At 61.8% G+C, this 12,604-nt stretch carries 8 protein-coding genes; 5 read left to right on the top strand and 3 right to left on the bottom strand.

What is annotated here, in order from left to right; translation table 11 throughout:
* Nucleotides 1–69: 69 nt before the first annotated feature.
* Both ATI14_RS12720 and ATI14_RS12715 read right to left on the bottom strand, forming a co-directional pair.
* Nucleotides 70–696: a Pr6Pr family membrane protein gene (locus tag ATI14_RS12720; RefSeq protein WP_016973488.1), complete on the bottom strand. Its 627-nt coding sequence runs from the start codon at nt 694–696 to the stop codon at nt 70–72.
* Nucleotides 697–700: 4 nt separating this feature from the next.
* On the bottom strand, nt 701–934 hold the full coding sequence (locus tag ATI14_RS12715) for a VF530 family protein (protein ID WP_003188882.1): 234 nt from the start codon (nt 932–934) through the stop codon (nt 701–703).
* 222 nt (nt 935–1,156) lie between these two features.
* Here ATI14_RS12715 and ATI14_RS12710 point away from each other — a divergent pair, with 222 nt between their 5' ends.
* Together ATI14_RS12710 and ATI14_RS12705 are read left to right on the top strand one after the other, a co-directional pair.
* On the top strand, nt 1,157–3,175 hold the full coding sequence (locus ATI14_RS12710; RefSeq protein ID WP_016973487.1) for a TonB-dependent receptor: 2,019 nt from the start codon (nt 1,157–1,159) through the stop codon (nt 3,173–3,175).
* A 472-nt stretch (nt 3,176–3,647) separates the two neighbouring features.
* Entirely contained in the window at nt 3,648–6,065 is a 2,418-nt protein-coding gene (locus ATI14_RS12705) for a glucose/quinate/shikimate family membrane-bound PQQ-dependent dehydrogenase (protein WP_016973486.1), read from the top strand.
* A 166-nt stretch (nt 6,066–6,231) separates the two neighbouring features.
* Here ATI14_RS12705 and ATI14_RS12700 read toward each other — a convergent pair whose 3' ends face one another.
* Nucleotides 6,232–8,568, bottom strand: coding sequence for a putative bifunctional diguanylate cyclase/phosphodiesterase (locus ATI14_RS12700; protein WP_016973485.1), 2,337 nt, complete (start codon nt 8,566–8,568; stop codon nt 6,232–6,234).
* Nucleotides 8,569–8,924: 356 nt separating this feature from the next.
* Here ATI14_RS12700 and lon point away from each other — a divergent pair, with 356 nt between their 5' ends.
* The 3 genes from lon (at nt 8,925) to ATI14_RS12685 (ending at nt 12,586) form a co-directional block, all read left to right on the top strand.
* Nucleotides 8,925–11,348 (top strand): endopeptidase La, encoded by a 2,424-nt coding sequence (gene lon, locus ATI14_RS12695; RefSeq protein ID WP_016973484.1) that lies wholly within the window; start codon nt 8,925–8,927, stop codon nt 11,346–11,348.
* 190 nt (nt 11,349–11,538) lie between these two features.
* Nucleotides 11,539–11,928, top strand: coding sequence for a protease inhibitor I42 family protein (locus ATI14_RS12690; protein ID WP_016973483.1), 390 nt, complete (start codon nt 11,539–11,541; stop codon nt 11,926–11,928).
* Between the two features lies 1 nt (nt 11,929).
* Nucleotides 11,930–12,586, top strand: a complete 657-nt coding sequence (locus ATI14_RS12685; RefSeq protein ID WP_016973482.1) for a lysoplasmalogenase — start codon at nt 11,930–11,932, stop codon at nt 12,584–12,586.
* The last annotated feature ends 18 nt before the right edge of the window (nt 12,587–12,604 follow it).

Genomic DNA, 12,604 nt, shown 5'->3' with positions numbered 1-12,604 from the left:
GATAGCGGTGCATCAGACAAAACGGCTGTGACGGCCCCACCGCCATCGCGGGCAAGCCCGGCTCCCACATTAGTTCGACGGTGTCTTCAAGAACCTGTCCAGCCCCAGCACTGCAAACGCAATCACGATGAACCCCGCCAGAATCCCCGCGGCATTCACAAACACCTGTGGATAACCAAGGGTGTCCACATCGATGAACGGGTACTGATACTGCCCGAGCAGATGCCCGCGCAGCAGCACATAGCCGAAATACACCACAGGGTAGATCACCCACCCGGCCAGATGCTTGAGGCGCAACGTGCCTTTGGGTACGCAGTGCCACCAATACACGACGAACAGCAGCGGCATCACGTCGTGCAGCAGTTCGTCGGCGATGAATTGAAAGCCTTGCGGCGTCCACAAATGCCGCAGCAGCAAATTGTAGGCGAGGCTCACTACCACGATGCTCGCAGCGATCCCACTGCTGATGGCGGGTCCCAGGAAGAAGCGCTTCGCCGCCGAGTCCCGCTCCACCAGCGCATAGCTGAGCACCACCACCACGAGGGTGTTGGTCAGCACGGTGAAGAAACTGAAAAAGCTGATCAGCCCACCCAGCAGGCTGGCGCCGCTGGTAAAGCGCGAATACAAAATCAGGTATTGCTGAATTGCCAATCCCACCCAACCGGCCAGTGCCGCCACCGCGACAAAGCGCTTCACGGGTTCAATCCAGCGGGCGTTTGGTGCGCATCAGCTTGACGTACAAGCCTTCGACTTTTTCCCGCGCCCATGGCGTTTTGCGCAGGAACGTGAGGCTCGACTTGATGCTCGGGTCGCTCTTGAAGCAGCGGATATCAATGCGCTCGGCCAGGCCTGACCATTCGTAGTGCTCAACCAAAGTGGTGAGCACGTGTTGCAGGGTCACGCCGTGGAGCGGGTCGTTGCTTGTTGCGGTCATGCCGGGCCTTTTGCAAAAAGAGGAAACACAGCCGCGCACCTTAGCCGACGGGGCCTGACGGTGGAAGCACCGCATTGAATATAGCCCTTGAAAGAAAGTTCCCCTTTTCAGCGAAAAAAGAGATGTTATATTGTAACTATACTTATCAGATTGTTATGAAAAGTAACGCGCTCGATACCGTCTTAAGCCTTCTCTTTTTGCCGTTTTGCCAAGGAATGTCCGATGTCCCTCTCTTCTCTCTGGCGCTTGACCCCGCTTGCCGCCGCCCTGTTGATCTGCTCCGAAGCCCACGCCCTCGAGCTGCAACCCCAAGTCATCACCGGCAACCCGCTGGGCAGCGAGCAACTGGCGTCGCCCACCACCGTGCTTGAAGGCGATGACCTGACCCTGCAACAAAAAGGCAGCCTCGGTGAAACCCTGAACAAGCAGCCCGGCGTGTCCTCTTCGTACTTTGGTCCCGGCGCCAGCCGGCCGATCATTCGTGGTCAGGACGGCGACCGCATTCGTATCCTGCGCAATGGCGTGGGCGCGCTGGATGCCTCGTCGCTGTCCTACGACCACGCCGTGCCGCTGGACCCGATCAACGTCGACCGCATTGAAATCGTGCGCGGCCCGGCGGCGCTGCTGTACGGCGGCAGTGCCATCGGCGGCGTGGTCAACACGTTCGATAACCGCATCCCCACCGAGGCCATCGAAGGCATCCACGGTGCCGGTGAATTGCGCTACGGCGGCGCCGACACCACGCGCAGCAGCGCGGGCAAACTGGAAGCCGGCAACGGCACGTTCGCCTTGCACCTGGACGCCAACGCGCGGGAATTCAATGACCTGAAAATCCCCGGCCAGGCCCGCAGCCGTCATGCGCCGGAAACCGATGACGCCCCCGGCAAAAACGGCCGCCTGGGCAACAGCGACGGACGCCAGGACGGCGGTGCCGTCGGTGGTTCCTACACCTGGGATGACGGGTATGCCGGGCTGTCCTACAGCAACTACGACAGCAACTACGGCTCTCCCGCCGAGCAAGACGTGCGCATCCGCATGAAGCAGGATCACTACGCGTTCGCCTCCGAGTTGCGCAACCTGCAAGGCCCGTTTACCTCGGTCAAACTCGACGCGGGCTACACCGACTACGAGCACCGCGAAATCGAAGGCGGCGAAACCGGCACGATCTTCAAGAACAAGGGTTATGAAGCGCGCGTAGAAGCACGCCATCAGCCGCTCGGCCCGTTCAACGGCGTGGTGGGCGCCCAAGTGACCCGCAATGAGTTCTCGGCCCTGGGCGAAGAAGCCTTCGTGCCGCAGACCGACACCAATGCGGGCGCGCTGTTTATCCTTGAAGAAATGCAGGCCACCGAGCGCTTGAAACTCAGCCTGGGCGGGCGTGTGGAGCACACCAATGTCGACCCGAATGCCAAGGGCAACGAGCGTTTCGCCGGCGCCGACAAGAGCAATGACTTCACCGCCGGCAGCCTGTCGTCGGGCGCGGTCTACACCCTCACCCCGGTCTGGTCGCTGGCCGCAACCCTGGGCTACACCGAGCGCGCGCCGACTTTCTACGAGCTGTACGCCAACGGCGCCCACGTGGCCACCGGCACTTACGAGCTGGGCGACGCTAACCTGAAGAAAGAAAAAGCCGTGTCCAGTGACTTGGCCCTGCGCTTTGACAATGGCACCCACAAGGGCAGCTTCGGCGTGTTCTACAGCCGTTTCTCCAACTACATCGGCTTGCTCGGCACGGGCCGCACGCTGAACGATGAAGGCGTGGAAGACGCAGGCGGTATCCCCGAGTACAAGTACTCCGGCGTACGTGCACGTTTCGCGGGCTTTGAAGCCCAGGATCACTGGAAGCTTGGTGAAAGCGCCTACGGCAAGTTTGCGCTGGAGCTGTCGGGCGATTACACCCGCGCGACCAACCTGGACACCGGCGAAGCCTTGCCACGCATAGCGCCACTGCGCCTGAACAGCGGTTTGCTGTGGGAGCTGGACCGCTGGCAGGCGCGTATCGACGTGGAACACGCCGCAGGCCAGGGCCGCGTGCCGGACAACGAAAGCGGCACCGACGGCTACACCACCCTGGGCGCGAGCATGGGCTACCACTTCAACATGGGCGGCAGCCAATGGCTGGCATTTGTGAACGGTGAAAACCTGACGAACCAGACCGTGCGGTATGCCAGCTCGATTCTGCGCGATATTGCGCCAGCGCCGGGGCGCAGTGTGCAGTTCGGCGTGCGGACCACGTTCTAAAAATCACTGCGGTTCCCCCGTCGGAATCGGGTTTATGTGGGAGCTGGCTTGCCTGCGATAGCTATTTAACAGTCGACAAATCTGTTGACCGATAGATAGCCATCGCAGGCAAGCCAGCTCCCACAGATGCCAGCGTCTATCGCCATCTTTGCAGCGACGATTCGTCACTGTTACCAAAACTGAAATGATGCATCTTGCGATTGACGCTTTCTCTCGGCGCGCAGTCGCTTTATCCTTGTCGGCAACAAACTGAAACGTTTCATTCCCCGGTCGACCCCATCTTGCCGATGATTCCTGCTCGCAAAGACAGCGCTGTCTTACATCGACCTGCGCGCGGGAGACCGTCGCCCGCCTGTGGATAACCCCGCTATCCCCAGAAAAACCGAATTAACGCTGAACCAAGCCCGCGCCGAATCGTCATCTACAGTGAAGCACGGGGTTACATAATTCCAACGTCACGGAGAAACACACTATGAGCACTGATGGTGCTTCGAGCCAGAGCCGCCTGCTGCCCAGGCTGCTAGGCGTCTTGCTGCTGATCATGGGGCTGGCCTTGCTGGCCGGCGGCGTAAAGCTGAGCATGCTCGGCGGGTCGCTGTATTACCTGCTGGCCGGTATCGGCATCGCCCTCACCGGCCTTTTGCTGCTGGGTACACGCCGCGCCGCACTGGGCCTTTACGCATTGGTGCTGTTCGCCAGTACCGTGTGGGCACTGTGGGAAGTCGGCCTGGATTGGTGGCAACTGGTGCCGCGCCTGGCCCTGTTGTTCGCCCTCGGCATCGTCATGTTGCTGCCATGGTTCCGCCGCCCGCTGTTGCGTGGCCAGGCCGCGCCGATGGGCACCGCGGCATTGAGCGTGGCCGTGGTATTGGCCGGCGCCACCGCCGTTGCCAGCCAGTTCACCAACCCCGGTGAAATGGTCAAGACCGGCCAGCTGGACCGCGACGCTGTGCCTGGCATGGCCAGCGCAGCGCCGTCCCAGGCTGATGGCGACTGGAACTCCTACGGCCGCTCGGCCTTCGGTGACCGTTACTCGCCACTGGCGCAGATCACTGCGCAAAACGCCCACAAACTGGTCCCGGCGTGGACCTACCGCACCGGCGACATCCCCGGCCCCAACGATCCGGGCGAGACCACCGCGGAAAACACCCCGCTGAAAGTCAACGGCATGCTGTATGTGTGCACGCCGCACAGCCAGGTGATTGCCCTGGACCCGGACACCGGCAAGGAAATCTGGCGTTTCGATCCGAAGATCAGCAGCCAGGGCGCGCAGAACTTCAAGGGTTGGGCGCACATGACCTGCCGTGGCGTGTCGTATCACGATGATGCAGCCTATGCCTCCGAGCAAAGCCCGACCGGCAGCGCCAGCCCGGCCGCCGCGCCGAACGCCTGCCCGAAACGCATTTTCGTCCCCACCGCCGACACCCGTCTGATCGCCCTGAACGCCGACACCGGCAAGATGTGCGAAGACTTCGGTGACAAAGGCCAGGTCGACCTGCGTGCCAACATCGGCACCTTCGCCCCGGGTGGTTACTACTCCACCTCGCCTCCGGCCGTGACCAAAAACCTGGTGGTGATCGGCGGCCACGTGACCGATAACGTGTCCACCGACGAGCCAAGCGGCGTGATCCGCGCGTTCGACGTACACACCGGCAAGCTGGTATGGAACTGGGACAGCGGCAACCCGGACGACACCACGCCGTTGGCCGAAGGCAAGACTTACACCCGCAACTCGCCGAACATGTGGTCCATGTTCAGCGTCGATGAAAAACTCGGCATGCTCTACCTGCCGATGGGTAACCAGATGCCCGACCAGTACGGCGGTGACCGTACCCCGGACTCTGAAAAATACAGTGCCGGCCTGACCGCGCTGGACATCGATACCGGCCACGTGAAGTGGACCTTCCAGTTCACCCACCACGACCTGTGGGACATGGACGTGGGCGGCCAGCCTTCGCTGATCGACATCAAAACCGCTGACGGCGTGAAGCAAGCGGTGATGGCATCGACCAAGCAAGGCAGCATCTATGTGCTGGACCGCAGCAACGGTCAACCGGTGGTGCCGATCAACGAAATCCCTGTACCGCAAGGCGCAGTGGCCGGCGATCACACCTCCCCGACCCAACCGAAGTCCGACCTGAACTTCATGCCGCCGCCGCTCAAAGAGCGCGACATGTGGGGCGTGACGCCGTTCGACCAACTGATCTGCCGGATCGACTTCAAGTCGATGCGCTACGACGGCCCGTTCACCCCGCCATCGCTGCAAGGTTCGATCGTTTATCCGGGTAACTTCGGTGTGTTCGACTGGGGCGGCATTTCCGTTGACCCGGTTCGCCAGATCGCGTTCGTGAACCCGAGCTACATGGCGTTCAAATCGAAGCTGATCCCGGCGGCCGACATTGCCAAGCAAGGCCCGCGCGTCAGTGAAACCGAAGGCGTACAGCCGAACAAAGGCGCGCCATACGGCGTAATCCTCGAAGCGCTGCTGTCGCCGATGGGCCTGCCGTGCCAGGCACCGGCGTGGGGTTATGTGGCGGCGGTCGACCTGACCACCCACCAAACCATCTGGATGCACAAAAACGGCACCGTGCGCGACAGCTCGCCGGTTCCGATCCCGCTGACCATGGGTGTGCCCAGCCTGGGCGGTACGTTCACCACTGCTGGTGGCGTGGCGTTCCTCAGCGGTACCCTCGACCAGTACCTGCGTGCCTACGACGTGAAAAACGGCAAGCAACTGTGGGAAGGCCGCCTGCCGGCAGGCGCGCAAACCACACCGATGACTTACACCGGCAAGGACGGCAAGCAATACGTGCTGGTCATGGCCGGCGGTCACGGCTCGCTGGGCACCAAGCAGGGTGACTATGTGATGGCGTTCAAACTGCCGGATTAACTTTACCGGCGGTAAAACAAAAGGCGGCTACCTTCACGGGTAGCCGCCTTTTTTGCGCCTTTGGGAGCTGGCTTGCCTGCGATGGCGTCACCTCGGTTCACATGAAAAACCGAGTCGCCTGCATCGCGGGCAAGCCCGGCTCCCACACATGCCAGCTCCCACAGGGTCAGGGCAGTACCCGCTCACGCCGCATCCACATTTCGAACGCCATGGCATTCAAGGGCCGGCTGATCAGGTAACCCTGGGCGGTGTCGCATTTCCATTGTTTGAGCAGTTTCAGGCTCGGTTCGAATTCCACCCCTTCGGCCACCACCTTGAGGCCCAGGTTATGGCTCATCTCGATGGTCGAGCGCACGATCACGCCGTCACCGCTGGCACCGTCCAGGTTGCGGATGAAGGACTGGTCGATCTTCAGCTCCTGCACCGGCAAGCGCTGCAACTGTGCGAGGGATGAATAACCGGTGCCGAAGTCGTCCACCGACAGGCTGATGCCGCAGGCGCGCAGTTGCTCGAGCACGCTGAGCGCCTGTTGCGGGTTGTGCATGATCGCGCTTTCGGTGATCTCGAACAGCAACTGCTCGGCCGACACTTTGTATTGCATCAACAGCGCCGTAACGCGAATGGCCAGGTCATCATCGGCCAGGTCGTCCACGGAAATATTCACCGACAGCTGAATCTGCAGACCGCGTTGCGTCCATTCGGCGATCTGGCGGATGGCCTCTTCGATAACCCACAGGGTCAAGCCACCGATGCTGCCGGTGCGCTCGGCCAGCGGAATGAATTCATTGGGCGACACCTGGCCCAGCGTCGGATGCTGCCAGCGCAGCAGGGCTTCCGCCTGACGCACGCGACCATCGTTGAGGTCGAGCTTGGGCTGGTAGCAGAGAAACAGTTCACCTTCGACCACCGCGCGGCGCAGGTCGCGGATCAAGGTGATCTGCCGCTGGTGCGCCAGGTCGCGGTCTTGCTGGTAGATCTGCAAATGCCCGGGCAGGGTCGCCGCATCGTGCCGCGCAATGGCGGCGCGGCTGATCAGCTCTTCCACCTGCTGGCCGTCAGCCGGGTAGGCGGCAATGCCAATACTGACCTCATGGCGCACTTCGTCGTTGCCGATGCGCTGGGTTTCGGTGAGCAGCCCATAGAGGCGGTCGGCGCGGGCCACGGCGCGGTCGATTTCAGTGTTCTCCAGTAACAGCAGAAACTCACTGCCGGCGATGCGCGCAGCGGTGTCGCTGGCCAACAGGCTCATGGACAGGCACCGGCTGGCCTCGCGCAGCATCTCTTCCACGCCTTGCGGGCCGAAGCCCTCGTTGATCACCCGATAGTTTTCAATGCCCACGTAGAGCAGCACCACCGGCCGCTGCGCACTGATCGCACTGCCCAGGCGCTCCATCGCCAGCGCGCGGTTGGGCAGGCCGGTCAACGGGTCGTGCAGGGCGTTATGCGCCAGTTGCCGCTCGCGTACGGCAATGCCGCTCTGCATCGCATTGAACGCGCGGGCAAGCAGGCCGAACTCATCATGGCTGCGCACCCGCACCGGTGTGCGGTAGTCACCGGCGCCGATCCGCTGCGCAGCCTCGACCAGGGCGTTGAGCGGGCGCGATACACGCCGCGCCAGGAACAACGCAGCGGCGAGCGACACCAGCAATACCGCTAACGCAATGGCGAGAAATTGCTGGTCCAGCGGTGCGAAAGACTCCAGTGCATGATCCAGCGGGCTTTGCAGCAACACGCGCACTTCATCGCCCTCCCCTGTGTTCGCCAGCGGCAACACCTGGCTCAGGACGCGTTCGCCATGAAACAGGCTGATCTGCGCCTCAGGGTTAAGGTGCGTCTCGCGCAACGTCTGGATGATGGTGGCCTGGTAGGCTTCCGGCTGCGTGCTGAACAGCTCTCCGGCATGGCCGTTTTGCACACTGAGAAACGACACCTCAAGGTTGCTCATGGAACGCAGCTCGTGGGCGAACAGGCGGTCCATGGGGAACCCCATGATCACGCGGGCGATGGGTTGAGGGTCGAGCACTTCATCCTGCACCAGCAGGTAGGGTTGCCCGTCCAGGGCGACGATCAACATCTGCAAGCCGCTGCGCCGGGCGTGGCGCAGCGCGTCTTCATAGGGGAATGGCTGGCCGCGCGTGAGCACGGGCAAGGTACTGACCACGACGTTGCCTTGCAGGTCGAGTACAAACACCTCACTGGAATTCAGGCCGGTGCCATGCCGACGCAACGCCGTCAGAATCGTAGCCTCCCGACCTTCGATCACGGCTTGCTTGAAGGGGCCATCCACGGTGAGCCAGTCCAGCCCGTACTGCAGGCGACGCCCGCGCAGATCAAGCAGGCGCTCGAACACCTGGCTGCCGGTATTGAGTTGCACCTGGGCCTGGTTTTCCACGGCACGGGTGGTAGCAGCCTTGACGGCAAAGTAGGTGGCAGCCACCACGACCAGCAGCAACAGCGCCAGCACCGCGGCAATGCGGGTTTGAAATGTGTGGCGCCACTTCATTGCCGACCTCTCTGGCAGCGCTTGCCTCTCTCTGCCATTGCGTCCGTTTGTCATACGCCTCCCTGGCGACTGCTGACTTGGCGTCAAAAAAATAGCTAATTTTAATGAATGACTGGTTTCAGGAGATTAGCTGGGAGATCGGATATGTACACCCAATACTTTCGGGGATTTGCGTGTCACTTTATTGGCGACTAGGTGTTTGACCCGCCCCAAGTACAGGCTTGGCGACCGCCCGCCACCGCTTGCCGGCCGGCTCATGGCTGAATTCATGCAATTTGTTGCTAACTCTCAGCGCCCATTGAAACCACCGCTGACCCGCCCCATCTAACCTCCATACTTCCTTATGCAGGTGCCCCATGAGCGACCAGCAAGCCTTCCCCGATTACGACCTGAACGACTACGCCGACCCCGAAAACGCCGAGCACGAAGCGTCCTCCAACACCGGCCTGGCCCTGCCCGGGCAAAACCTGCCGGACAAGGTCTACATCATTCCGATCCACAATCGCCCGTTCTTCCCCGCGCAAGTGCTGCCGGTGATCGTCAATGAAGAACCGTGGGCCGAAACCCTGGAGCTGGTGAGCAAGTCTGACCACCACTCCCTCGCGCTGTTTTTTATGGAAACGCCGCCGGAAGACCCACGCCACTTCGACACATCCGCCCTGCCGCTGTACGGCACCCTGGTGAAGGTGCACCACGCCAGCCGCGAGAACGGCAAACTGCAATTTGTCGCCCAGGGCCTGACCCGCGTACGCATCAAGACCTGGCTCAAACACCACCGCCCGCCGTACCTGGTGGAGGTCGAATACCCGCACCAGCCGACTCAGCCGACCGATGAGGTCAAGGCCTACGGCATGGCGCTGATCAATGCGATCAAGGAACTGCTGCCGCTCAACCCGCTGTACAGCGAAGAGCTGAAGAACTATCTCAACCGCTTCAGCCCCAACGATCCGTCGCCGCTCACCGACTTTGCGGCCGCGCTGACCTCGGCCACCGGCACTGAATTGCAGGAAGTGCTGGACTGCGTACCCATGCTCAAGCGCATGGAAAAGGTCCTGCCGATGCTGCGCAAGGAAGTCGAAGTCGCGCGCCTGCAAAAAGAACTGTCCGCCGAGGTGAACCGCAAGATCGGTGAGCATCAGCGCGAGTTTTTCCTCAAGGAACAGCTCAAGGTCATTCAGCAAGAGCTGGGCCTGACCAAGGACGACCGCAGCGCCGACGTCGAGCAATTCGAACAACGGCTGGTGGGAAAGACGCTGCCGGCCCAGGCGCAAAAGCGCATCAGCGAAGAAATGAACAAGCTGTCGATCCTGGAGACGGGCTCGCCGGAATACGCCGTGACCCGCAACTACCTCGACTGGGCGACCGCCGTGCCGTGGGGCGTGTATGGCGAAGACAAACTCGACCTGAAACACGCGCGCAAGGTGCTGGATAAACATCACGCCGGGCTGGACGACATCAAGAGCCGCATCCTCGAATTCCTTGCGGTGGGTGCCTATAAGGGCGAAGTTGCCGGCTCCATCGTGTTGCTGGTCGGCCCGCCAGGCGTGGGCAAGACCAGTGTGGGCAAATCCATCGCCGAGTCGCTGGGGCGGCCGTTCTACCGCTTCAGCGTCGGCGGCATGCGCGACGAGGCCGAGATCAAGGGCCATCGCCGCACCTACATCGGCGCCCTGCCCGGCAAGCTGGTGCAGGCCCTCAAGGATGTGGAAGTGATGAACCCGGTGATCATGCTCGACGAGATCGACAAGATGGGCCAGAGCTTCCAGGGCGACCCGGCGTCGGCCTTGCTGGAAACCCTTGACCCGGAACAGAACGTCGAATTCCTCGACCACTACCTCGACCTGCGCCTGGACCTGTCCAAGGTGCTGTTCGTGTGCACGGCGAACACCCTGGACTCGATCCCCGGCCCGTTGCTCGACCGCATGGAAGTGATTCGCCTGTCGGGCTATATCACTGAAGAAAAAGTCGCGATTGCCAAACGCCACCTGTGGCCGAAACAGCTGGAAAAGGCCGGCGTGTCGAAAAACAGCCTGACCATCAGCGACGGCGCCCTGCGGGCGTTGATTGACGGTTACGCCCGCGAAGCCGGCGTGCGCCAGCTGGAGAAACAGCTGGGCAAGCTGGTGCGCAAGGCCGTGGTCAAACTGCTGGATGAGCCGGATTCGGTGATCAAGATCGGCAACAAGGACCTGGAAAGCTCCCTGGGCATGCCGGTGTTCCGCAATGAGCAAGTGCTGTCCGGCACCGGCGTGATCACGGGGCTGGCCTGGACCAGCATGGGCGGTGCGACCTTGCCGATCGAGGCGACGCGCATCCACACGCTCAATCGCGGCTTCAAGTTGACCGGGCAGTTGGGTGAAGTGATGAAAGAGTCCGCCGAAATTGCCTACAGCTACATCAGCTCGAATCTGAAGTCGTTTGGCGGTGATCCGAAGTTCTTCGACGAGGCCTTTGTGCACCTGCATGTGCCGGAAGGTGCCACGCCCAAAGACGGCCCAAGTGCGGGCGTGACCATGGCCAGCGCGCTGCTGTCGCTGGCGCGCAACCAGCCGCCGAAGAAAGGCGTGGCCATGACCGGCGAACTGACGCTGACCGGGCATGTACTGCCCATTGGCGGCGTGCGCGAGAAGGTGATTGCGGCGCGGCGCCAGAAGATCCACGAGCTGATCCTGCCGGAGCCGAACCGTGGCAGTTTTGAGGAGCTGCCGGAGTACCTGAAGGAAGGCATGACCGTGCACTTTGCCAAGCGCTTCGCGGATGTGGCGAAGGTGCTGTTCTAAGCTTCACCCCCCTGTGGCGAGGGAGCTTGCTCCCGCCGGGCTGCGCAGTGGCCCCAAAAATCCTGGGAGCGCTTCGCACTCCAGCGGGAGCAAGCTCCCTCGCCACAATGGTTTCTGTCACTTCTGCCTTGTCACACCTTGTCTCATCTTCGGTTATGCTCGCCCTTCGTCGTGAATCAACGGAGCCTCCATGACCGCTGCCCGCCTGCTTCTGCCCTTGAGCCTCGCCCTGCTTGCCGCGTGCGCCAGCACACCGAAACAAAACGTCACCGTGGACAACCAGAGCGCCTGCCCGCTTCAGCTTAAAACCGGGCAAAACCTGATCCTCACTCTGCCCAGCAACCCCACCACCGGCTACCGCTGGGCCATCCAGGACTCCGCCGGCGGCGTACTGCGCGCGTTAAGCCCGGAGGTCTACAGCAGCAGCGAGTCCGGCGTGGTCGGCGGTGGAGGCCAATCCACCTGGCGCTTCCAGGCGTTCGCCGCAGGCCAGGGCCGTTTGCGCCTGACCTCCCAACAACCCTGGGAGCCTGAAGCCGAACCTGCCGAAACCTTCGACTGCGCCATCACGGTGAACTGATATGCCATGGCTGATTCTTGCGTTGATGGGCGCCGCCACCTTTATCTACGGCCTGACCACCCATGCGGCGCTGCTCTGCCTGCTGGTCAAACCGTTGCCGGTACTGGCGCTGCTGGGCTGGCTGCATGATGCGCCGCCTACCGACTACCGACGCTGGATCAGCCTGGGGCTGATTTTTTCCCTGGTGGGCGATGTGTTGCTCGCCTGGCCGGGCGACCTGTTTATCTTTGGCCTTGGCGCCTTTCTGTTTGCACACCTGGCGTATTTGAAAGCCTATTTCAGCGACTGCCGCCGTGTGGCGGTGTTGCCACTGGTATTGGCAATCGGGGTGGGTGCTGTGCTGTTGAGCATCCTGGTGTCCCATGGCTTGGGGGATTTGCTGATACCCGTGGTGGTTTACGCAACCGTGATCACCGCCATGCTCTGGCGTGCGCTGGCGCGGCTGGGCAGTGAGGTGCCTAGACAATCGGCATTGCTGGCGGCGGCGGGTGCCGTGTCGTTTGTATTTTCCGACACGTTGATCGGTATCAATCGGTTTGTCGTGTCATTTGAAGCGGCGCCCTATTTGCTGATCATTACCTATTGGCTGGGCCAATGGGGCATTACCGCTTCGGCTTTCCATCAGACAACCCGCGCACACGAGGGCCAACTTGGCTAAAATGCCGGCCTCTCCCCA

The organism is Pseudomonas tolaasii NCPPB 2192 (assembly GCF_002813445.1).
In the GTDB taxonomy this organism is placed as follows: domain Bacteria; phylum Pseudomonadota; class Gammaproteobacteria; order Pseudomonadales; family Pseudomonadaceae; genus Aquipseudomonas; species Aquipseudomonas tolaasii.
This window is presented reverse-complemented; position numbering and strand designations above follow the sequence as displayed.